A 21752-nucleotide genomic window follows, 5' to 3' on the forward strand; every position below is an offset into this window, starting at 1 on the left:
TCAGACCCCCGACGCCTGGGCGTGCTCGTCCACCGGCGAGAAGCCCGGATCGACCCGTACGCCCCGGAGGAACGTGCCGACCACCCGGCCCGGCAACGTCATCCCCTCGAACGGTGTATTGCTCGACAGGCTGGCCATCTCCCGACCGCGGACCGTCCAGACCGCGGAGGGGTCCAGCAGCACCAGGTTGGCCGGCTCACCCTGCGCGACCGGTCGACCCTGGTCGGCCAGACCGCCGATGAGGGCGGGTTTCTCGCTCATCACCCTGGCCACTCCACGCCAGTCCAGCAGCCCCGTGTGGACCATCGTCCCGATCACGACCGAGAGCGCCGTCTGCAGACCCAGCATCCCCGGCTTCGCGCTGTCCCACTCGGTTTCCTTGTCCTGGCTCGCATGCGGAGCGTGGTCGGTGGCCACGATGTCGACGGCGCCGGAGACGAGCGCTGCCCGCAGGGCTGCCACGTCGGACCCGGTGCGCAGCGGTGGGTTCACCTTGAAGAGCGGGTCGTAGCCGACGGCCCGTTCGTCGGTGAGCAGCAGGTGGTGGGGCGTCACCTCGGCGGTGACCCTGGTCCCCCGGGCCTTGGCCGCAGCAACGATCTCGACCGAGCCCGCGGTCGAGACGTGACAGACGTGCAACCGGGAATCGACGTGGTCGGCCAGCAGGCAGTCGCGGGCGATGATCGCCTCCTCCGCCACCGAGGGCCAGCCGGCCATGCCGAGCTTCGCGGACACGATGCCCTCGTGCATCTGCGCGCCGACGGTCAGCCTCGGTTCCTGGGCGTGCTGGGCGATGACGCCGTCGAACGCCTTGACGTATTCCAGTGCCCGCCGCATCAGCAGGGGGTCGGCCACGCATTCCCCGTCGTCGGAGAAGATCCGGACGTGCGCCGCGGAGGCTGCCATCGCGCCGAGTTCGGCCAGTCGCTCGCCCTGACGGCCCACCGTCACCGCACCGATGGGGTGCACGTCGACCAGCCCGGCCTGCACCCCGAGGCGCCAGACCTGCTCGACCACCCCGGCAGTGTCCGCGGTCGGGTCCGTGTTGGGCATCGCGAAGATCGCCGTGTACCCACCCAGAGCCGCCGCCTGGGAGCCGGTCCGGACGGTTTCGGCATCCTCCCGACCCGGCTCGCGCAGGTGCGTGTGCAGATCCACCAGGCCGGGCAGCACGATCAGGCCGGCGCCGTCGACGCGAACAGCGCCCTCGGCACGCGGGTCCTGGGCAGCAGCCGGGCCGACCGCCGCGATGATCCCGCCGTCGAGCAGAAGATCCAGTGGGGTTTCGCCGTAGGGGGCGGCCCCGAGAATCAGCACAGCCTGGGACACGGTGTTCCTTCCGAGTGGGTTGTCTGTGGCAGCTGGGCCGTTCATGCGGCGTCGCCCAGACCGCCGGTCAGCAGGAGGTACAGCACGGCCATCCGGACGGTCACCCCGTTGGCGACCTGCTCCACGATCACCGAACCGGCCCCGTCCGCGACCTGCGGGGTGATCTCCATGCCTCTGTTCATCGGGCCGGGGTGCAGGACGATCCCGTGGCCGGCCAGCAGACCGGCCCGCCGGGAGTCGAGCCCGTAGGACCGGGTGTACTCGCGCTCGGTCGGGAAGAAGGCCCCGTCCATCCGCTCGCGCTGGACCCGCAGCATCATCACCGCGTCGGCGCCCCGGAGCGCGCCGTCCAGGTCGTAGGTGACCTCCGCCGGCCACGTCTGCACGCCGTACGGCAACAGCGTCGGGGGCGCGACCAGCGTGACCGCCACGCCGAGGGTGGACAGCAGCAGGACGTTGGACCTGGCCACCCTGGAGTGCAGGACGTCCCCGACGATCACCACCCGGCGGCCTTCCAGGCTCCCGCCGGGCGCGAGATGACGGCGCAGCGTGTAGGCGTCCAGCAGCGCCTGCGTCGGGTGCTCGTGGGTGCCGTCACCGGCGTTGATGACGTGGCCCTGGACCCAGGCCGACAGCCGTTCCGGCGCGCCGGACGACGGGTGGCGGCAGACGACGGCGTCGGCGCCCATCGCCTGCAGCGTGAGGGCGGTGTCCTTGAGCGACTCGCCCTTGGACACCGACGAACCCTTGGCGGAGAAGTTGATGACGTCGGCGGAGAGCCGCTTGGCGGCCAGTTCGAAGGAGATCCGCGTGCGGGTGGAGTCCTCGTAGAACAGGTTCACCACCGTGCGCCCGCGCAGGGTGGGCAGCTTGCGCACCTCGCGCCCGGCGATCGCCTGGTCCAACCGGGTGGCGGTGTCCAGGATCCGCAACGCTGCGTCCCGGTCGAGGTCACCGGCCGAGAGCAGATGACGGGGAAGACCGCCGGTCGTCCGCGCCGCCTGGTCGGCAGCCGGTCCGGCGACGGCCGTCGGACGACGGTCCGGGGCAGACGAACCCGTCAGGTCCGACCTCCCGGTCTCCACGGTCTCCGATCTCCTTGCCTGCACGGTCACTGCCCCCTCACCAGGTCGACGCCGTCGATCCCGTCCGATTCGGCGAGTCGGACCGCGACGTCGTCCGCCAGTGCGGTCGGGATGTTCTTGCCGACGTAGTCGGCCCTGATCGGGAGACGTCGGTGCCCCCGGTCGACCAGCACGGCAAGTTGCACGACCGCCGGGCGCCCGTGATCGCGCAGGGCATCCAGCGCGGCGCGGACCGTCCGCCCGGAGTACAGGACGTCGTCGACGAGAATCACCGTGGCGTCCTCGATGCCCGATTCGGGTAGCACGGTCTCCTCGAGCGCCCGGGGAGGGCGTCGCCGCAGGTCGTCGCGGTAGAGGGTGATGTCGAGGGAGCCGACGGGGTACGGGCGACCGGCGAAGGCGCCGAGCCGGTCGGCCAGCCGTCTGGCCAGGTGGACGCCTCGGGTCGGGATGCCGACCAGCACCACGTCGTGGTCGCCGGTGCGTTCGAGGATCTGGTGGGCGATCCGGTCGATGGTCCGGCCGATGTCGGCTGCCGAGAGCAGGGCCACCGAACCGGCCGCACCGGACGGAGGCGCCGCGGGAGCCAGCGTGATGTGCGGGTCGGCCTGGGAACGCTGGACGCGTCGAGCGCGGTGGAGTTGTTCCGGAACCGCACCATCCACGGCGGTACGGCTGGGGCGCGCAGGCACCACACCGACTCCTTTCCCGCCTCACTGGACGGCTTTAAAGGATGTCTGTCTCAAGACATTCGGACCGAACCCGTCGCGTCGCCGGCCGTGCTGCGGGCCTGACGGGGTCTTCTCTGCGATGCTATCAACCCCCGCAGGGCGCGGTGAACCGCCGTCGCCCACCCGGTGCCGATGACTTTTCCAGGTCGAACGGCGGGTTTGAGTAGAACAATGGGGTGTGTTGCGACTACTCTGCGTGTTGAGTGTCCTGTCGTGTTCCCAGACGGTCAGGCTTCAATCTCAGGACGGCCAGAAAGGCTCACATGACGCAGGACTACGCACGGGCACTAGGGCAGCGTCTCCGGTCGATCCGCGCCCAGCAGGGGTTGAGCCTGCACGGCGTCGAAGAGAAGTCCGAGGGCCGCTGGAAGGCAGTCGTGGTCGGCTCTTACGAGCGCGGGGATCGCGCCGTCACGGTCGCCAAGCTGGCAGAACTCGCCGAGTTCTACGGCGTCCCGGTCGCCGAGCTCCTCCCGGACGCACGCGCCTCGCGCCGTGGATTGCCGGCCCCCAAGTTGGTCATCGACCTCCACCGGTTGTCGGAGTTGCCGGCCCACCAGGCCGGTCCGCTGGCCCGCTACGCCGCCGCCATCCAGTCCCAGCGCGGAGACTACAACGGCAAGGTGCTGACCATTCGCTCCGAAGACCTGCGGTCACTCGCTGTCATTTACGACATGTCCCCGGAAAGCCTGACCGAACAGCTGGTCGGATGGGGCGTACTGCCGGCCGGCACCGAGCTCGACTGACCGTCAACCCCGGGTGCCGATCGCCCCGGCCCCGCGGAGCAGAACATCGACCTGTTCGGCGATGCCGGCGGCGAACCGGCACGTGAAATGGTCGTGGTCGATCCGCACCACCGTGCCACCGAGCATCGCATCGCACAGCGGGAACCGCGGGCAGGCCACCGACCCGATGTCGACATCGTGGATGCCGGGCATGGTCCGCGCGGCGGACCGCAGGGCCAGATCGGTCGGCGACGGGTGGGGATCGGTCCGGAACGAGCACTCGTCGGCGTACCGGGCGGCACTCAGACACGATCGGCTGTTCACCGGTGACACCGGGACCGGCTCGAAGACGGCCACCTTCCGTCCCTCGTCGGACAACTTCTTCAGCGTCCGGGTGTCGGCACTGATGAGGAGCTGCGACTGGGTGGAACCGGTCACCGACGGGTCCACCGACTTCACCGAGTACTCCGCGCCCGGGAGGTGATCCGTCGCCCGGGAGACAAGGATGATCAGGTCGGGGTCGAAGTCGCGGACGACGGTGGAGTACCAGATCTTCTTCGCGTCGGTGCAGGCACCCGGGGGGCTCTGGGTGAACGACAACCCGATCGCCCATGGGCAGGCGGTCAGCGCGGCGAGGGCCAGCGTCCAGTTCTCGTCGACCGCCACCTGACGGAAGGTCGCGATCAGCATGATGGCGTGCGAGTCGCCGATGACCAGCACCCTGGCGCCGCTGCCGTGCACGACGATGCACTGCGAGACCGGAACGACAGTGCAGGTGGTGTCCTTCGTCAGCAGGCCGCTGCCAGGCGCTCCTGCCGGCACCGTCGAGGCTTGCGCGAGGTCGACACCGGCCATCGGGATGCGGTCGCCGGGGGCCGTCACGCCCGTCCCGGAGCCGACGCCCTGACCACCGGAGGAGTGGTTCGTCGCAGGGCCAGGGGAAAGATCACGAGTGCCCCGACGACGCTGAGCAGGACGCCCGAGAAGACGACCGTCCGGCGCCTTCCGGCCAACCGGACACTGCGGCGGACGGGCAGTTCCAGGGCTCTCTGGCTCAGCGCGGCCAGGGCGGTGGACAGTACCCCCGAGACGACGAACAGCACGACCGGATCGATCTCCAGGAAACGCCGCAACAGCACGATCACCGGGTAGTGCCAGAGGTAGATGGCGTAGGAGATCCGACCGAGGTAGACCATCGGTGCGGTGCTCAGGACGCGCGACGGACCACGGTCCGGGCCGGACTCCAACGCCCACAGCAGAGCGATCGTGGCGACCGCCGCGCCGATGCCGCGGATCGACGGGTCGAGGTCGAACCAGGGCGTCACCAGCACGCCCAGTGTCAGCAGCGCCACCGTCTGGAGGCCGGCGGCGAGCCGCCCGGTGGCTCTGGCCGGCACCGCCCACCGCCACGCCTGGACACCGATCCCGAGGATGGCGCCGCCCAGCAGCTGGTAGACGCGGGAGTCGGTGCCGTAGTAGGCGAGGTCGGGCTGATGCGCGCGCAGCGTCAGGAGCAGGGCGACCAGGCTCGCGGCCGCCAGCACCCCGGCGACAACCGTCATGGTGACCAGGGCTGCCCGCAGGCGGCGGCGACGGGCGATCCAGACGAGCAGGACCAGGAGCGGCCAGCCCAGGTAGAACTGCTCCTCCACCGAGAGCGACCAGAAATGCAGCACCGGGGAAGGGTCGGCGTTGATCGCGAAATAGTCCGTCGCCTGGGCCGCGAAGTGCCAGTTCGAGTAGTACAGCGCCGCAGACCTGACGTCCGGCAGGATGCTCTGCCGGTCCACCGGGGACGCGACCAGCAACCAGAGCAGCGAGACGACGGCCAGTACCGTCAGCGCCGCAGGTAGCAGGCGGCGGATGCGGCGGCTGTAGAAATCGAGCAGACGGAACCGTCCGGTGGCCAGATCGCCCACGAGCAGCCTGGTCACCAGGTAGCCGGACAACACGAAGAAGACGTCGACCCCGAGGAATCCCCCGGTGAGCTGCGACAGGCCGGCGTGGAAGCCGAGCACGAGGAAGACAGCGACGGTCCGCAGGCCGTCCAGACCCGGCCGATACTCCAGCCGGCCGATCGCGCCGGGATCCGGCCCCGACCCGGCGGCGGACGTCCTTGCGATCGTCCTTGCGATCGTCACGTAGACGTCCTCGCCGGTGGGCGATGCGGGCGGGCCGGGGCCCCAAGGCGGCCGACGCCGCTCACGCCGGATCACGACCGATCACCCAGAGCCCCGTGCATTGCGGACGCGATGCCCTCAGACGCGGCGGAGCTGCGGGGCAATCGTCAGGATCTGGCCGAGCACCCCGTTGATGAACCTCGGCGAATTGTCGGTGGAAAGCGTCTTGGCCATCTCGACGGCCTCGTCGACGGCGACCGCGGCCGGAACGTCGGGCGAGTAGACCAGCTCGTACACGGCGATCCGCAGGATCGCGCGGTCGACGGCGGGCATCCGATCGAGGGTCCAGCCCTCGGCGTGCTCGCCGAGCAGGTCGTCGATCCGCTGGGCGTGCTCGGCGTAACCGCGCACCAGTGTCTCGGCGTACTCGCCGAGCGGCGCGGCCTCCTCCGAGTCGATCCGTTCGGTCAGCACGTCCAGGGGATCGCTGTTCCGGGCGTCCGCGGCGTAGAGCACGTCCAGCGCGCGTTTGCGGGATTTCGACCGTGCCGACATCAGAGGGCCGACCGGAGCTGACGGCCCGACTGCGATTTCGAGGGAGTAGGGCTCACGTCAGCTGTTGACCCGGCCGAGGTAGCGACCGTCGCGGGTGTCGACCTTGATCTTGTCTCCGGTGTTCAGGAACAGCGGGACGTTGATCTCGGCGCCCGTCTCCAGCCTGGCCGGCTTGGTGCCGCCCGTGGAGCGGTCTCCCTGCAGACCGGGATCGGTGTGGGCCACGAGGAGCTCGACCGAGGCCGGGAGCTCGACGAACAGCACGACGCCGTCGTGGGTGGCCACCATGGCCTCCTGGTTCTCCAGGAGGTAGTCGGCCACGGATCCGACGACCGGCGCGGTCACGTTGATCTGGTCGTAGGTGTCCTTGTCCATGAACACGAAGTCGGAGCCGTCCTTGTAGAGGAACGTCATGTCGCGCTTGTCGACGGTCGCGGAATCGACCTTGATACCGGCGTTGAACGTCTTGTCGACGACCTTGCCCGTCATCACGTTCTTCAGCGTGGTGCGGACGAAGGCCGGCCCCTTGCCCGGCTTGACGTGCTGGAACTCGGTGATGGTCCAGAGCACGCCCTCCAGGTTGAGGACGAGGCCGTTCTTGAAGTCGCTGGTGGAAGCCATGAGGTGGTGCCTTTCGCTTGTTCGTCTGCTGCTGGCGCGGCCGGCGGGATCCGACGACCCGACCTGGACGGCCGGGCAACGCCCCTCGTCGGGCCGCAGCTGCAGGGCGATCACATCACGGGAGAGTCAGGGTGAGCACTTCGTAGCCGGGCTCTGGTGAGTCCGGTTCGCGAACCGCTCCGCTGTCCTGGATGCGCAGACCGCCACAGTCCGGGAGGTACAGCCCGGTTCGGCGATCAGACGCGTCCGGCCTGATGATACCCGCCGCGACCGGCCGGGCCGGGCCGCCCGGCGCTTGGCGAAGCACTCACTCCGCGGCCTCCGGGTCGGAGGTGGAACCGGTTGCAGCCGCCCGGCTCGCGGCCAGGGTGTCGTGCAGGAAGCGCAGGGCGAGCTCGTAACCGGTCACCCCGAGCCCGGCGATCACCCCGGTGGCGACCGCGGAGATCACCGACCGGTGCCGGAACTCCTCGCGGGTGTGCACGTTGCTGATGTGTACCTCGACGAGATCGGCGGTCCGTTGGGACACGGCGTCGCGGAGCGCGATCGAGTAGTGCGACCAGGCCGCCGGGTTCAGTACCACCGGGGTCGAGGAATCAGCGGCCTCGTGCAGCCAGCCGATCATCACCGCCTCGTCGTCGGTCTGCCGCACCTCGACGTCCAGACCCAGCTCGTGCCCACGGTCGATCAGTCCGGCGGACAGCTGCGCGTGGGTGGTCGCGCCGTAGACCTGCGGTTCCCGGGAGCCGAGGCGACCGAGATTGACCCCGTTGAGCACCAGAACCTTCGTCATTGCCACCCTCTCGACCGTTGTCGTCCGACCCTGGCGTGCTGTGCCCTACCGTGGTGTGCCCTGCTGTGCCGTGGTGTGCCCTGCCGTGCTGTGCCGTGCTGTGCCGTGCCGTGCTCTCGGGTGCGGTCGTGCGCCTCTGTCGGGGGCCTGTCGTGCGCCCCGGTCGGACCTCGCGCTCACAGCGAGACGACCCCGGGCCCCTTCGGACGGCCTGCGATCACCGAGTAGGCCGCGGCCAGCAGCGAAGGGTCCGGCCCGGCCAGCCGTCCGGGCCGCGCCAGCCCGTCCAGCACCACGAACCGGAGCATGCCCGACCGGGTCTTCTTGTCTGATCCCATGATCTTCACCAACTCCCCCAGCGCATCGGGGTCATAGGTGGTGGGCAGACCGAGTGCGTGCAACACCTCGAGATGACGGTCGGCGGTGACGTCGTCCAGCCGCCCGGCGGCGCGGGCCAGTTCGGCCGCGAAGACCATTCCGACCGACACCGCGGCCCCGTGACGCCAGCGGAACTTCTCCCGCTTCTCGATCGCGTGGGCCAGAGTGTGCCCGTAGTTGAGGATCTCGCGCAGATCTGCTTCCTTCAGATCCGCTGCGACCACCTCCGCCTTGACCGCGACCGCACGCCGGACCAGTTCGGCCAACTGTGGTCCGGCGGGATCGACGGCGGCGGCGACATCCGATTCGATGATCGTCAGGATCTCCGGGTCGGCGATGAAACCGCACTTGATCACCTCGGCCATCCCGGCGACCAACTCGTTGCGCGGCAACGACTCCAGCGTCGCGAGGTCGACGATCACCGCGGCCGGCTCGTAGAAGGAGCCCACCATGTTCTTGCCGGCGCCGGTGTTGATCCCGGTCTTCCCGCCGACCGCCGCATCGACCATCGCCAGCAGCGTGGTCGGCACGTTGATGAGCCGGACGCCGCGCATCCAGGTGGCCGCGGCGAAACCGGCCAGGTCGGTGACGCTGCCGCCACCCAGACCGATCACCAGATCGCCACGCTCGATACCGATCTCGCCGAAGACGTCCCAGCAGAACCCCAGGACCTCCAGGGATTTCGCGTCCTCGGCGTCCGGTACCTCCAACAGGTGGGTGTCGATCCCCTCGGCCTGCAGCGCGTCACGGATCGCGTCGGCCGTCCGGGCCAGGGTCGGCGCGTGCACCAGGGCCGCGCGGCGCGTCCGTCCGGTGTCCTTGGCCGCGGCGACGAGCTCGTCGAGCAGCCCGGCGCCGATCGTCACGTCGTAGGGCGACGTACTCCTGACGGTGACGACGACCGGCTCGCTCACTGCGTCAACTCCAGCTTCTCGATGATGATCCGCGCGACCTCGGCCACGCTGAGATTGTCGGTTTCCACTTCGTGACGGGCGATCTCGCGGTAGAGCGGGATACGGGCGTCCAGCAGGGCCTTGTAGGTGGCCCGGGGATTGACGCCGGCCAGCAGCGGGCGGTTGACCGCCAGACCCGTGCGGCGGACACCGGTCGGCATCGAAAGGCTGAGAAAGATCACCTGGTGTCCGGCCAGCAGGGCGCGGGTCTCGGCGGCCAGAATCGCTCCGCCACCCAGAGCGAGCACCCCGGAATGCTCGGCGAGCCCGACGGCGACGGCCGCCCGCTCCATCGCCCTGAACACCGGTTCCCCATCCTGGATGAAGATCTCCGGAATGCTCCTGCCCGCTTGGCGCTCGATGTCGGAGTCGGTGTCCCGCAACGGTAGTCCGGTCAATCGGCCGATTGCGGCCCCGACGGTCGACTTTCCGGAACCTGGGGGTCCGATCAACACGACGGCCGGTCGCGGGGCGCTCGGCGCGCTCGGGGCAGCACTCTCTCCCCGTTCGGCGGCGGCGCGGTGGGCGACGGCCTTGGCCCGGTCGGCGGCGCTGCCGGGCCCGGGATGCGGCGTCATCTCGGACACCCGGCCATGGGACGACACCGGGCGCAGGGCACCGGGCTTCGGCAGGTACCGCGCTGGGCCGTCATCGACTCAGGACGCAGCCGCGGCGGTACCCGCTGTGCCCGGGTCGGCAGGGATCGGAAGGGTGTCCGCCAGGGTCGCGAGGTAGCCGGCCACGTTCCGCCGGACCTCGGTGACGGAGTCGCCACCGAACTTCTCCACCACGGCGTCCGCCACCACGAGCGCAACCATCGCCTCTGCCACCACACCGGCGGCCGGGACCGCACAGACGTCACTGCGCTGGTGGATCGCCACGGCCGGATCGCCGGTGACGACGTCGAGGGTGGCCAGGGCCCGGGGCACGGTGGAGATCGGTTTCATGGCGGCGCGGACCCGGAGGATCTCGCCGTTCGTCATACCGCCCTCGATACCGCCGGCCCGGTTGGAGCGGCGGGTGACGCCGGGATGACGCGGGTCGATTTCGTCATGGGCCAGCGAACCACGACGGCGGGCGGTGGCGAAGCCGTCACCGATCTCGACGCCCTTGATGGCCTGGATGCCCATCAGCGCCGCCGCCAGTCGCGCATCGAGTTTGCGGTCACCGTGCACGAAGGAACCGAGCCCGGGCGGAAGACCGTAGACCAGTACCTCGACGACGCCGCCGAGGGTGTCGCCGTCGGCCTTGGCCGCCTCGATCTCGGCGACGAGGGCATCGGTGGACCGCTGGTCCAGCGCACGGACCGGCGACTCGTCGATGCGCCCGCGGTCGTCGGGGGTGGGCAGCGGCCCCGGCACCGCGTCCGCGTCACCGATGGACACGACGTGCGAGATCACCTCGGCACCGAGCACCTCGCGGAGGAAGTGCTGGGCGATGGTGCCCAGCGCGACCCTCGCAGCCGTCTCACGGGCGGAGGCACGTTCCAGCACCGGACGGGCGTCGTCGAAGCCGTACTTCTGCATCCCCGCGAGATCGGCGTGGCCAGGTCGCGGACGGGTCAGCGGGGCGTTGCGGGCCAGGCCGGCGAGCACGTCGGCGTCCACCGGGTCCGGGGACATGATCTGTTCCCACTTGGGCCACTCGGTGTTGCCGATCTGCACCGCGATCGGGCCGCCGAGGGTGACGCCGTGCCGCACCCCGCCGAGCAGCGAGACCACGTCCTGTTCGAACTTCATCCGGGCGCCGCGACCGTAGCCGAGGCGGCGCCTGGCCAGTTGCAGGGCGATGTCGGGGCTGGCTACCGGTACACCGGCAGGCAGTCCCTCCAGAACGGCGACGAGGGCAGGTCCATGTGATTCCCCTGCGGTGATCCAGCGCAACACACCTCCTATTCTTCCACGGCCGGGCCGTCCCCTTCCCCCACGTGGCTTCCCGGCGCTGCAGGCGCAGCAGGCGCAGCAGGTGCAGCAGGCGCGCGGCTTCCCCCCGACGGGCGCCGGGCAGGGCACGGTCTCTGCCGCGCTGATCAACATCGCCCGCGCTGATCAACTTGCCGCCTTTGGGACGTGAGGGACGCGAGTCAACCCGATCATGAGCGCCGGCGAAGTTGATCAGCGCGACGGGGTCCGGGGTCCGGGGTCCGGGGTCGCGCGGATCAACTCGGCCCGCGCGGATCAACGCAGCTTGCGCGGGCGGGGCGGGTCAGTGAGCGGCGACCCAGGCGGCGTAGGCGTCGTGGACCACGCTGATCATGTCGTCGACGTCGTCGGTGACGTGGATCAGCGCGAGATCCGGGATGCCGATGTTGCCGGCCCCGGCCACCGACCGGGAGATCCAGTCGACCAGCCCGCCCCAGTACTCCGACCCGAAGAGCACCACCGGGAACTTGGTGACCTTCTTCGTCTGCACCAGGGTCAGCGCCTCGAACAACTCGTCCAGGGTGCCGAACCCACCGGGCAGGCAGACGAAGGCCTGCGAATACTTCACGAACATCGTCTTGCGCGCGAAGAAGTAGCGGAAGTTGATGCCCAGATCGACGTACTGGTTGATGCCCTGCTCGAACGGCAGCTCGATGCCGAGGCCGATCGACATGCCGCCGGCTTCCTTCGCCCCGCGGTTGGCGGCCTCCATGATCCCCGGACCGCCACCGGTCATGACGGCGAAACCCTCTTCGGCCAGTGCGCCGCCGATCTGCATCGCCTTGGCGTAGTCGGGATGGTCGGGCTTGGTCCTCGCGCTTCCGAAGACGGTGACGGCCCGCGGCAGCCCCGCCAACGCCCCGAACCCCTCGACGAACTCCGCCTGGATGCGCATCACGCGCCACGGGTCGGTATGCACCCAGTCCGTCGGTCCGCGTGAATCCAGCAGTCGCTGGTCGGTCGTACTGGTGCTGCGGCTCTGCTCGCCGCGCAGCACCACCGGGCCCCGGTGCTTCTCCCCGAGGGGCTCGCGGTTGTCGGCGGCCACTGGCGGTTCGTCGTTCGTCACGCCCGCAACAGTAGGGCGTCGGTCCCACCGGATCCCCGTCCGGCCGGCGGACCGACTTGGCTACACCTGAGCGACGTCCCCGACAAGAAGGCTATTTACGCAGCTCTGTCTCAGAAAGAGACAGACCCCGGATCAGTCATGAGGTGTGATCTGCGATACGACGTGGCCGTCGACAGCTTCCTGTTCAGGTCAGAGCTGTGACGTGTCAACGCCATCGGCTCAGGCCGTCCGGCGTCGCTCAACGCTGAGCCGCCACCCACCGTGCTACGACAGGAGTCAGAAGAAATGACTGCGACCATCACGCCCGCCCAGGTTGATCTCCAGCCCGCTCCCACCGCTCCCCCCGAGGCGGCCGCGCCGGTCGGCAACCCGGCCGTCATCGGCATCCCACTGTTCGTCGTCGGTTCGATTGCCCTTGGGTTGCAACAGGTCGGATTCGTCTCGGCGGCCGGGGGCGGCGCACCGTTGGCGATCATCCTGGCCGCCACCGGGCTCGGCACGCTGCTCGCGGCGGTCTGGGCCATGTCGCTGGGACAGAGCGCGGTGGCCGGGATCTTCGCCATCTTCGCCGGTTTCTGGTTCAGCTACGCGGCCCTCATCCTGGGCCTGACCCACGACTGGTTCGCCATCGCAGCGACGGACGTGACCTCGACGGTCGAATTGTTCCTGATCTCCTGGCTGGTGGTCATCGTGCTCCTGACGATCGGCACCCTGCGTCTGCCGCTCGCCTTCACCGCAGTCTTCGTGCTGATCGACCTGTCGCTGCTGGCCACCCTGCTGGCGACGGCGAACGCGTCCACCGGGATGGGACACCTGGGCGGCTACCTGGCGCTGGCCTTCGCCGCCGTCGGCGCCTATCTGTTCGTCGATGCGTGCGTGCAGACCACCGGCGGCACCGCGCTGCCGCTCGGTACCCCGATCCAGCACTGACCTGACGTCCGGTACCGATCTGACGGCGCAGTACCCCTGACGCCCCATCGGGTCTCAGCCCAGGAACGTCCGGAGTACCTGCGTCATCTCCTGGATCTGTCGGCGGGACACCCACTCCTCACGGGTGTGGGCCAGCGACGGGTCGCCCGGCCCGTAGTTGACCGCGGGAATGCCGAGTGCGGCGAACCGGGCGACGTCGGTCCACCCGAACTTCGCCACTGCCACACCTCCGGCGGCCGCCACGAATTCCGCGGCCGCCGGAGCCGACAGACCCGGCAGCGCGCCGGCGGCCACATCCAGCACCTCGACCTCGAAACCGTCGAACAACTCCTCCAGGAGCCTGATGGCATCGCCGGCGTCCCGGTCGGGAGCGAAGCGGAAGTTGACCTTCACCACGCATTCGTCGGGAATGACGTTCGAGGCCACGCCACCGCTGATGCCGACCGCATTGAGGCCTTCGCGGTACCGGCATCCGTCGATGTCCACGGACCGGGACTCGAAGGCCCGCAGGCGGTTCAGTACCTCCGCGGCTCCGTGGATCGCATTCTCGCCCAACCACGACCTGGCCGCGTGCGCACGCCGGCCGCGGGTGGTGACGGCCACCGCGGCCGTACCCTGGCAGCCGGCCTCGACCTGCCCGTTGGTCGGCTCCCCGAGAATGGCGAGATCCGCCACCAGCCACTGCGGCAACTCACGCTCGATCCGCGTCAGACCATTGCGGTCGTGCTCGATCTCCTCGCACTCGTAGAACACTAGGGTCAGGTCACGGGAGGGGTTGTCGAGGGTGGCGGCCAGATGTAGGAGCATCGCGTCGCCGGACTTCATGTCGGTCGTCCCGCAGCCGTGCAGGGCATCGCCGTCCAGGCGCGACGGCACGTTGTCGGCGATCGGAACGGTGTCGATGTGACCGGCCAGCAGCACTCTCGTCGGACGCCCCAGCGCGGTCCTGGCCAGCACCGAATTGCCCAGCCGGACCACCTCGAAGCGGCCGATCGACCGTAGCGCCGACTCGATGGCGTCGGCAATCGGTCCTTCTGTTCCGGAGACCGACGGGATGTCCACCAGCGTCCGGGTGAGGTCGGCGGGGTCGGCGGACAGATCCAGGGTGGGCATGACTGAGCATCGTAGCCAGGCCCGACCGGAAACCGATGGTGCACCGGTGAGTGCCCGTCGGCCAACCGGGGACCCACACGCGGCCCAGTAGGTTGAGCGGGTGCGCAAGCCGATCGCCTGGACCCTGGCCGCCGTCGCCCTGGTCGCGATCCTGGTGGCAGCCGTCGTCGTCGGCGTGCGCGCGCTGGGCTCGTCCGGCAACCAGGTCGCCACCTCCGAGTGCACGGTGCCCGCGGCGGGGCCGTCCGCGGCCGGCGCGGCATCGGTGGCCGGCACGGCGTCCGCGACTGCGGTGCCGGTCTACCTGAGCGCGGTCCAGTTGCAGCACGCCTCCACGATCAACGCGGTCGGGATGTCCCGCGGGTTGCCCCAGCGGGCCAGGATCATCGCACTGGCCACGGCCTTCCAGGAGTCCGGCCTGCGGAACCTGCCCAGCGGTGACCGTGACTCGCTCGGACTGTTCCAGCAGCGACCGTCGCAGGGGTGGGGCCGGCCCGCGCAGATCATGGATCCCGTCTACGCCGCGGGCAAGTTCTACGACGCCCTCGAGAAGGTGCAGGGCTGGCCGGAGATGTCGCTCACCAGAGCGGCGCAGTCCGTGCAGTACTCGGGATTTCCGGACGCGTACGCCAAGTGGGAGGGTCAGGCCACGACGTTGGCCATCGCCCTGGGCGGGGCCGATCCGCTCGAGGTCACCTGCACCGCCGGCGCCCAGGCCCCCACGGCCGACGCTCCCGCGAGGAAGGCCCTGGCCGGCGCCGCCGCGGCCCCGGCCCTGCTCTCGTCGGTCCTGGCCGCCGCCCAGGCCGAACTCGGCGGCCTGACGTTGGTGCGGTTGATCGGCAGCACCGCGGTGGTGACGGTGACCGCCCCCGGCGTCACTTCCGGTCAGGCCGGACGCGCGCTGGCGGCTTGGGCCGTCGCCCACGCCACGGGATTCACCATCACCGAGGTCGCGGTGGAGGCCCAGGGCTGGACCGCCCACGCGTGGGCCACGACGACCACCCCGACGCCCGCCGGTCAGGTGACCCTCACCGCGGGCTGAGCCTCACCGCGGGCCGAGCCTCACCGCGGGCCGAGCCTCACCGCGGGCCGAGCCTCACCGAGGGCCGAGCCTCACCGCGGGCTGAGCCGGCGCGTGGAACGGAACGGGCCGGGACCCGTCCGACGGACGACTCGAATAGGCTCTGTCACCATGACGCCGACGCCCGCCGCCCCCGCCGTATCCGCCATCGGTGCCCATGGCGTCGGTCTCGCCACCCGCACCGCCGAGGGCGTGGTGCTCGACGTCTGGTATCCCGCACCGGCTCTGCTCACCGACGACGTGGCTGCCGCCGGGCAACCGGACCTGTCGGCGGCGGCCCGCCACGACGCCCTGCGGGATGTCGATCTGGAACCGGTGACCACCACCATCGATTCGCTCGACGACCCGCCCGTCGACACCGCCGACGCCTACCTGCGACTGCACCTGCTGTCCACCCGGCTGGTACTGCCCCGTTCGATCAATCTGGACGGGATCTTCGCGCTCCTGCCGAACAACGTCTGGACCTCGCTCGGCCCGGTCAGCGTGGACTGCATCGAGCAGGTTCGCCTCAACGCCGCCGTGGCCGGCCTCCGCCTGTCGGTCTACGGCGTCGACAAGTTCCCCCGGATGACCGACTACGTCGTCCCGTCCGGGGTGCGGATCGCCGACGCCGACCGGGTGCGCCTCGGTGCGCATCTCGCCTCCGGCACCACCGTGATGCACGAGGGCTTCTGCAACTTCAACGCCGGCACCATCGGAACTTCGATGGTGGAGGGCCGGATCTCGCAGGGCGTCATCGTCGGTGACGGCAGCGACATCGGCGGCGGCGCCTCGATCATGGGTACGTTATCTGGCGGCGGCAAGGAGCAGATCACCATCGGCAGCGGGTGCCTGCTCGGCGCGAACTCCGGGGTGGGCATCTCGCTCGGCGACGACTGCGTCGTCGAATCGGGTCTCTACCTGACGGCCGGCACCAAACTCACGCTGCTGGCCGACGGCGCGTCGACGGTCCTCAAGGCCCGGGAACTGATGGGCGTGTCCGGGCTGCTGTTCCGCCGCAATTCGCTGTCCGGCGGGGTGGAGGCGGTGCCGCGCACCGGTTCCTGGGGCGGCCTGAACGCGGTGCTGCACACACACTGACCGGTGAGGGGCAGTCGGCGTTCGGCAACCGGTCCCCGGCGACGATCCGCCGGGTAACGCTGCCGGAAAACCGGCTTCGACGACAAGCCCCCAAATCTTGGCCCATTCGTGATACGGAGTGGACAACCAGCACCGCCCCGGCGGAGTCCAGGAGGTGACCGGCCGGTCAGCCGCACATTCCCCCTCGGACCCATTGCCTGCTCGGCATCACGCGCAAGATATCGACGCCGGGTCCGGCCCACACCCGAATGGAACTGCCATGCGCCTGATCAGATTTGCCACCGTCATCAGTACCATCGCCGCCGCGTTGGTGCTGCAGATCGCCGGGTCGCCGAACGCATCGGCCTGCGCGGGTGACCTACCCGCCAACTACGCTCCGGTCCCACCCAGGATCCTGAACGCCGGGCAGTCCTTCACCGACTCCATGAGCGGACTGCGACTGCAGATGCAGGGCGACGGCAACCTGGTGTTGACGTACACGCCGACATCAACACCGGTGTGGGACAGCCACACCGCCGGTCGTGGTGCCTATTTCATCTTTCAATCCGATGGTAATGCCGTCGTCTACGACAAGGCACATCACGCGGTCTTCAACACCGGAACGTCCAGCGTCTCCGACCCGTCCAACCGGGTGCTGGTGATCGACCGGTCGGGCCGGCTCGCCGTGCTGACGAGATCGGCAACGGTCCTCTACCGCAGCTCCGGTCGGCTCCCGAGCAACATCTACTCGCTCGTGGGAGGTTTTTCCTACGCCGGTTCCACAGCGGAACTGGTGATGCAGCCGGACGGGAATCTGGTCAGCCACTTCGTCAGCAAGGTGGTGTGGAATTCCGGGACCAGTGGCCACCGTCATGCCTATGCGGCGACACTCAGAAACCTGGACTTCGTCGTCATGGACAACACCCACACGTATTTCTCGACGAATACGGCATCGTCCAAATGTGCCAGGACATGCTCCTACTGGCCCGAGCTCCTCCTAGCCTGGGACACCGGCAGAGTTTCGTTGTACGCGCAGGAAGGGGGCTTCCTGCTCTGGAACTCGCAATTCGGACACACCCCGGCAGCGGTGGGGGCCAGAGCCGCGGCGAGGGTTCCGTCCGACCTGGCACCGGCCGCGATGACGAGCAGCAGCTGCTGATCGTTCGCATTCGTTCTCTCCCTCACCGGATCCGCGCCCACGCCCACGCCCACGCCCATCAGGGAGGGCGCTGCCACCCGCAGCGTCCGCCCCGGTGCCGCTTCACGCCGGGTGCAGGTGGATACGGGATAATCGCGGACGTGCCAACGCCCAGCGGAGAATCACCGGTCGAGCCACCTCCTGCCCTGGCCCCGCCGCGGCCGGCGCCACGGCGTCCCGGGCTGATCCCGACCGATATCGCCGACGCGCTGTCCACCGTGCTGGAGAAGGCAACGTCAGCGATCCGGCACCACGAGTCCGGCAGCCGGCAGGGCGGCGATCTGGAGAGCGTGCACCAGATGCGGGTCGCTACCCGCCGGATCCGCGCGTACCTCAAGGCGGCCCGTCCGGCCCTGGACCCGGCGGCGGCCGACCGTCTCCGGGTCGATCTGGCCGATCTGGCCGACGCCCTCGGCGAGGTCAGGGATCTCGACGTGATGATCGACCGGATGCACTCCGAGGCGGCTGCCCTGGGGGATCGGGATACCGCCGCGCTGGAGAAGTTGATCGGCTCGCTCGATGCCCACCGCACCGCCTCCCGCAAGGCGTTGATCGCCCAGCTCGACGAGCCCGCCTACCAGTTGTTGCTGACCGAGTTGGACCGGGCGATCGCCCGGCCGCCGGTCGCCGATCCGTGGGCCGATCTCGCGGAGCGCGGCGCCGCGGAATTCGACAAGCTGGCCAAGGCCAACGGCCGCCTGGTCCGGCGGTTCGGAGGTGATCCGCCCGACGACGACCTGCACGCGCTGCGCATTTTGGGCAAGCGGGCCCGCTACACCGCCGAACTGCAGGAGAAGTCAGCGCCGATCGCCGACTTCCTCGGCGCGCTGGCCGATTTCCAGGAGGTGCTCGGTGACCACCAGGACGCCAGTGTCCTCGAGGACCAGCTGCGCGCGATGGTGACCGCCTCCGGCGATGCTGCCGCGGCGATCGCCGCGGGCCGCGTCATCGAGGGTGGCCGGCAGCGGAAACGTCAGGCCAGGGCCGCCTATCCGGCAGCATGGAAAGCCGTGGCCAGGGCCGCGAAAACCGCCTACCCGCCGTACTGACCAGCGCGGATCAACTGCCCCCGCGGATCAATGCACCCGCGCGGATCAACTACGCCCGCGTCGCACTGGTGCGCCAGGAGCCGACGAGTTCGGCCGCGCAGTCGCCCAGGAGCCAGGCTCAGCCGGCGAGCCGGGCCACCGCGCTGTCGACGCGCTCGTCGGTCGCGGTGAAGGCGACCCGGATGTGCGCGGAACCCGCCGGGCCGTAGAACGATCCAGGAGCGACCAGGATGCCGTGCCCGGCGAGCCAGTCGACCGACTCCATCGCCGGCTCGTTCCTGGTGCACCACAGGTAGAGCCCGGCCTCGGAGTTCCCGACCGTGAAGCCGGCGCCCTCGAAGGCGGCCATCAACTTCGCCCGGCGCTGCCCGTAGCGGGCCCGCTGCGCCATCACGTGTCCGTCGTCGTCGAGAGCGGCCGCCGCAGCAGCCTGGATCGGCGTGGGCAGCATCAGGCCGATGTGCCGGCGCAGCGCCAGCAGGTCGCCGATCAGTTCGGGGTCGCCGGAGACGAACCCGGCCCGGTAGCCGGCCATGTTCGACCGTTTGGAGAGCGAGTGCACCGCAAGGAGTCCGGTGAGATCCCCGCCGGAGATCTCCGGGTGCAGGATCGACAGCGGCGTGGAGTCCCAACCGAGATCCAGGTAGCACTCGTCGGAGACGACGACGGTGCCGCGGGCGCGGGCCCAGGTGACCACCTTGGCCAGATGCTCGGCCGAGAGCACCTTGCCCGTCGGGTTCGACGGTGAGTTCAGCCAGATCATCGCCGGTCGCTCGGGCCCGAGAGCCGTCAGGCCGTCCGCCCTCACGATTCGCGCCCCCGCGAGCAGGGCCCCGACCTCGTAGGTCGGATAACCGATCTCCGGGATCACCACGGTGTCCTGCGGCCCGATTCCCAGCTGGGACGGCAACGAGGCCACGAGTTCTTTGGAACCGATCGTCGGCAGGACGGCCATCGGGTCGATGTCGGCGATGCCGTGGCTGCGGTCCAGCCAGCGCGAGTAGGCCAACCGGAGTTCGGCGGTGCCGTGCACCGTCGGGTACCCGGGAGCGTTGGAGTTGTCGGCCAGGGCCGCTCGCACCGGGCCCGGGACGTGGTCGACCGGGGTGCCCACCGACAGATCGACCAGGCCCTGCGGGTGTCGGCGGGCCAGCTGACCGGCTCCGGCCAACTGGTCCCACGGGAACTGGGGCAGTCGACCACCGGGGCTGGTTCGCCTCATGCCGTTCGTTCGCCTTCGGTCGCCGGCGATGCCGTCAGTTTCCCTCCGCCATCGGCGGCAGCGCGGTGATGAACGGATCATCGGTCCCGGTCTTGCCGATCTTCGAGGCACCGCCCGGAGATCCGAGATCGTTGAAGAAGTCGACGTTGGCCCTGGTGTACTCGTTCCAGGCCGCGGGGACGTCGTCCTCGTAGAAGATCGCCTCCACCGGGCAGACCGGCTCGCAGGCGCCGCAGTCGACGCACTCGTCGGGGTGGATGTAGAGCATCCGGTCGCCTTCGTAGATGCAGTCGACCGGACACTCCTCGACACACGCCCGGTCGAGGACATCGACACAGGGTTCGGCAATCACATAGGTCACGGCTGGTCTCCACGCGAGGTTGTACTGGTCACTGAAATATCGACGACGAGCATCAGGTGGTTCGGAAGAGGTGGAACGGTCGGGTTGACGCCGCGATCACGACCAGTATCCCCCGTCGCCGGGCCGCTTTCGTACCGCCTCCGCCGCCGCCCCAGGCTGAGTAGTCCCATCCGAACCCGTCACGGCCGGGGACGGCAGCGCCCGCGCATGGATCTGGGCGCGCAGGTGATCTCCCCACAGCAGGCCGACGGACGCCGCAGCCGAGAGCGCCCCGACGCCCACCAACAGCGCGAACTGCCAACCCTGCCAGGCGACCGGGACACCGAGGTAGAGCCCGTTGGTCGCCAGGAAGAGCCCGACCGTCACCGCGAACCAGACCATCACCGGCAGGAACGCGGCGAAGAGCTGACCGGTCAGGCGGTAGCCGACCCTCGGGATGACCGCCAGCCCGATCCCGACGGCGACGATCACCAGCGGCAGTGGTGTGGACCCGGCGTAGACCGGCAGGAAGAAGACCCCGAACACCGCGATCCCACCGGACAGCAACGCGAGCAGCACGACCAGCACCCAGTCGAGCGCCGGGGCCGGGTGGCCCGGACCGGTCACGTCAGACCTGCGAAGACGTCGCCGGCCAGGTGGCCGGCGGGCAGCGGCACACCGGACAGCAGCTTGAAGTACTCGACGGTCGAGGTCGGCTGGGCAATCCGGTTGGACAGCGCGAAACCACCGTCGATCAGCTCGATCTGGGTGGCGTGGGCGGCCAGGGCGCGGCGCCGATCCCCCTCCCACCCGCTGACGTCGACGGCCACGCAGATCTCCTCCGGCGGAGCCAGGTAGCCCAGATCCGCCGGCGCCGCGGGCCGGTATCCGTCGGGGACAGCCAGCGCAGCCAGAGCCGCCACCACAGCCGCACCCGGCCGGACGGCGGCCAGCACCCGCGGTACCCGACCGGCTGCCGCGGCGACCGAGATCTCGTGAGCGGCGAGGTGGTCGGGGTGGCCGTAGCCGCCGTCCGCGTCGTAGGTCAGCAGCACGTCCGGCCGGACCTCGTCGATCACGGCGACCAACTCGCGGACGGCGCTGTCGTGATCAGGACCACCCGTCCTGGCCCTGACGAACGCCCGTGGATGGGCGGCCGATCCCGTCCCCACCATGCCGGAGTCGCGATGAGCCCCGATCCCGCCGAGCAGCCGCCGGTCGGCCACTCCCAGCGCGGCGCAGGCAGTGCGCAGTTCGGTGTACCGGTAGCCGCCCAGCTGGTCGGCGTGGGCGGCCGTCAGACCCTGCAGTTCGTCGCCGATCACCTCGCCCTCCTCGCCGAGGGTGGCGGTCACCAGGGTCACAACGACGCCTTCGGCGGCGCAGCGGGCGAGCGTTCCGCCCATCGTGATCGACTCGTCGTCGGGATGGGCGTGGACCGCCAGGAGTCGGCGCAGGGGCATGGGGCCAAGGGTA

The 21752-nt window shown here is 69.8% G+C and carries 23 protein-coding genes; 6 read left to right on the forward strand and 17 right to left on the reverse strand.

The window, feature by feature from the left end; all coding sequences use genetic code 11:
- The 3 genes from H7F38_RS22580 to pyrR all read right to left on the reverse strand — a co-directional run bounded on the left by H7F38_RS22580 (nucleotide 1) and on the right by pyrR (nucleotide 3004).
- Nucleotides 1–1329: a dihydroorotase gene (locus tag H7F38_RS22580; RefSeq protein ID WP_255498129.1), complete on the reverse strand. Its 1329-nt coding sequence runs from the start codon at nucleotides 1327–1329 to the stop codon at nucleotides 1–3.
- A 41-nt stretch (nucleotides 1330–1370) separates the two neighbouring features.
- Complete coding sequence (locus tag H7F38_RS22585; RefSeq protein ID WP_187094916.1) at nucleotides 1371–2297, reverse strand: aspartate carbamoyltransferase catalytic subunit; 927 nt, start codon at nucleotides 2295–2297, stop codon at nucleotides 1371–1373.
- A 143-nt stretch (nucleotides 2298–2440) separates the two neighbouring features.
- Nucleotides 2441–3004: a bifunctional pyr operon transcriptional regulator/uracil phosphoribosyltransferase PyrR gene (gene pyrR, locus H7F38_RS22590; RefSeq protein ID WP_370531407.1), complete on the reverse strand. Its 564-nt coding sequence runs from the start codon at nucleotides 3002–3004 to the stop codon at nucleotides 2441–2443.
- A gap of 404 nt (nucleotides 3005–3408) precedes the next feature.
- Between pyrR and H7F38_RS22595 the strand changes: the two genes are divergently transcribed.
- A complete protein-coding gene (locus H7F38_RS22595; RefSeq protein ID WP_187091865.1) occupies nucleotides 3409–3891 on the forward strand; it encodes a transcriptional regulator in 483 nt (160 codons plus the stop codon).
- Between the two features lie 3 nt (nucleotides 3892–3894).
- Here the strand turns inward: H7F38_RS22595 and H7F38_RS22600 are convergent, their stop codons facing one another.
- The 9 genes from H7F38_RS22600 to H7F38_RS22640 form a co-directional block, all read right to left on the reverse strand.
- A complete protein-coding gene (locus H7F38_RS22600) occupies nucleotides 3895–4752 on the reverse strand; it encodes an SGNH hydrolase domain-containing protein (protein WP_187091866.1) in 858 nt (285 codons plus the stop codon).
- Entirely contained in the window at nucleotides 4749–6011 is a 1263-nt protein-coding gene (locus tag H7F38_RS22605) for an acyltransferase (protein ID WP_187091867.1), read from the reverse strand. Before H7F38_RS22605 ends, H7F38_RS22600 begins: the two co-directional genes overlap by 4 nt.
- A gap of 117 nt (nucleotides 6012–6128) precedes the next feature.
- Complete coding sequence (nusB, locus tag H7F38_RS22610) at nucleotides 6129–6545, reverse strand: transcription antitermination factor NusB (RefSeq protein ID WP_187091868.1); 417 nt, start codon at nucleotides 6543–6545, stop codon at nucleotides 6129–6131.
- 57 nt (nucleotides 6546–6602) lie between these two features.
- Nucleotides 6603–7166 carry an elongation factor P gene (gene efp / locus H7F38_RS22615; RefSeq protein ID WP_187091869.1) on the reverse strand — a complete coding sequence of 188 codons (564 nt, stop codon included), beginning with the start codon at nucleotides 7164–7166 and terminating at the stop codon, nucleotides 6603–6605.
- A 307-nt stretch (nucleotides 7167–7473) separates the two neighbouring features.
- On the reverse strand, nucleotides 7474–7959 hold the full coding sequence (gene aroQ, locus H7F38_RS22620; RefSeq protein ID WP_187091870.1) for a type II 3-dehydroquinate dehydratase: 486 nt from the start codon (nucleotides 7957–7959) through the stop codon (nucleotides 7474–7476).
- Nucleotides 7960–8135: 176 nt separating this feature from the next.
- The gene (gene aroB, locus H7F38_RS22625) at nucleotides 8136–9251 is read right to left on the reverse strand and encodes a 3-dehydroquinate synthase (protein ID WP_187091871.1); all 1116 of its coding nucleotides are present in this window, start codon (nucleotides 9249–9251) and stop codon (nucleotides 8136–8138) included.
- Nucleotides 9248–9868, reverse strand: a complete 621-nt coding sequence (locus H7F38_RS22630; RefSeq protein ID WP_187091872.1) for a shikimate kinase — start codon at nucleotides 9866–9868, stop codon at nucleotides 9248–9250. Before H7F38_RS22630 ends, aroB begins: the two co-directional genes overlap by 4 nt.
- A gap of 78 nt (nucleotides 9869–9946) precedes the next feature.
- Nucleotides 9947–11176 (reverse strand): chorismate synthase, encoded by a 1230-nt coding sequence (aroC, locus tag H7F38_RS22635; protein WP_187091873.1) that lies wholly within the window; start codon nucleotides 11174–11176, stop codon nucleotides 9947–9949.
- 319 nt (nucleotides 11177–11495) lie between these two features.
- Nucleotides 11496–12281 carry a TIGR00730 family Rossman fold protein gene (locus tag H7F38_RS22640; protein ID WP_222618271.1) on the reverse strand — a complete coding sequence of 262 codons (786 nt, stop codon included), beginning with the start codon at nucleotides 12279–12281 and terminating at the stop codon, nucleotides 11496–11498.
- Between the two features lie 285 nt (nucleotides 12282–12566).
- Between H7F38_RS22640 and H7F38_RS22645 the strand changes: the two genes are divergently transcribed.
- A complete protein-coding gene (locus H7F38_RS22645) occupies nucleotides 12567–13211 on the forward strand; it encodes a GPR1/FUN34/YaaH family transporter (protein WP_187091874.1) in 645 nt (214 codons plus the stop codon).
- A gap of 54 nt (nucleotides 13212–13265) precedes the next feature.
- Here H7F38_RS22645 and dapE read toward each other — a convergent pair whose 3' ends face one another.
- The gene (gene dapE, locus H7F38_RS22650; protein ID WP_187091875.1) at nucleotides 13266–14324 is read right to left on the reverse strand and encodes a succinyl-diaminopimelate desuccinylase; all 1059 of its coding nucleotides are present in this window, start codon (nucleotides 14322–14324) and stop codon (nucleotides 13266–13268) included.
- Between the two features lie 100 nt (nucleotides 14325–14424).
- Between dapE and H7F38_RS22655 the strand changes: the two genes are divergently transcribed.
- From H7F38_RS22655 to H7F38_RS22670, 4 genes are all read left to right on the forward strand, one after another.
- Nucleotides 14425–15369 carry a hypothetical protein gene (locus H7F38_RS22655; protein WP_187091876.1) on the forward strand — a complete coding sequence of 315 codons (945 nt, stop codon included), beginning with the start codon at nucleotides 14425–14427 and terminating at the stop codon, nucleotides 15367–15369.
- Between the two features lie 150 nt (nucleotides 15370–15519).
- On the forward strand, nucleotides 15520–16488 hold the full coding sequence (dapD, locus tag H7F38_RS22660) for a 2,3,4,5-tetrahydropyridine-2,6-dicarboxylate N-succinyltransferase (protein ID WP_187091877.1): 969 nt from the start codon (nucleotides 15520–15522) through the stop codon (nucleotides 16486–16488).
- Nucleotides 16489–16747: 259 nt separating this feature from the next.
- Nucleotides 16748–17626: a hypothetical protein gene (locus tag H7F38_RS22665; protein WP_187091878.1), complete on the forward strand. Its 879-nt coding sequence runs from the start codon at nucleotides 16748–16750 to the stop codon at nucleotides 17624–17626.
- 140 nt (nucleotides 17627–17766) lie between these two features.
- Nucleotides 17767–18714, forward strand: coding sequence for a CHAD domain-containing protein (locus tag H7F38_RS22670; protein ID WP_187091879.1), 948 nt, complete (start codon nucleotides 17767–17769; stop codon nucleotides 18712–18714).
- Nucleotides 18715–18832: 118 nt separating this feature from the next.
- Here the strand turns inward: H7F38_RS22670 and dapC are convergent, their stop codons facing one another.
- The 4 genes from dapC to mshB all read right to left on the reverse strand — a co-directional run bounded on the left by dapC (nucleotide 18833) and on the right by mshB (nucleotide 21739).
- The gene (gene dapC / locus H7F38_RS22675) at nucleotides 18833–19936 is read right to left on the reverse strand and encodes a succinyldiaminopimelate transaminase (protein ID WP_187091880.1); all 1104 of its coding nucleotides are present in this window, start codon (nucleotides 19934–19936) and stop codon (nucleotides 18833–18835) included.
- A 34-nt stretch (nucleotides 19937–19970) separates the two neighbouring features.
- Complete coding sequence (gene fdxA / locus H7F38_RS22680; RefSeq protein ID WP_187091881.1) at nucleotides 19971–20297, reverse strand: ferredoxin; 327 nt, start codon at nucleotides 20295–20297, stop codon at nucleotides 19971–19973.
- A 96-nt stretch (nucleotides 20298–20393) separates the two neighbouring features.
- Entirely contained in the window at nucleotides 20394–20903 is a 510-nt protein-coding gene (locus H7F38_RS22685; RefSeq protein WP_187091882.1) for a hypothetical protein, read from the reverse strand.
- Complete coding sequence (gene mshB / locus H7F38_RS22690; RefSeq protein ID WP_187091883.1) at nucleotides 20900–21739, reverse strand: N-acetyl-1-D-myo-inositol-2-amino-2-deoxy-alpha-D-glucopyranoside deacetylase; 840 nt, start codon at nucleotides 21737–21739, stop codon at nucleotides 20900–20902. The genes H7F38_RS22685 and mshB overlap by 4 nt, the downstream gene beginning before the upstream one ends.
- Nucleotides 21740–21752: the final 13 nt, after the last annotated feature.

The sequence above is a fragment of the Nakamurella sp. PAMC28650 genome, from assembly GCF_014303395.1.
Classification (GTDB): Bacteria; Actinomycetota; Actinomycetes; order Mycobacteriales; family Nakamurellaceae; genus Nakamurella.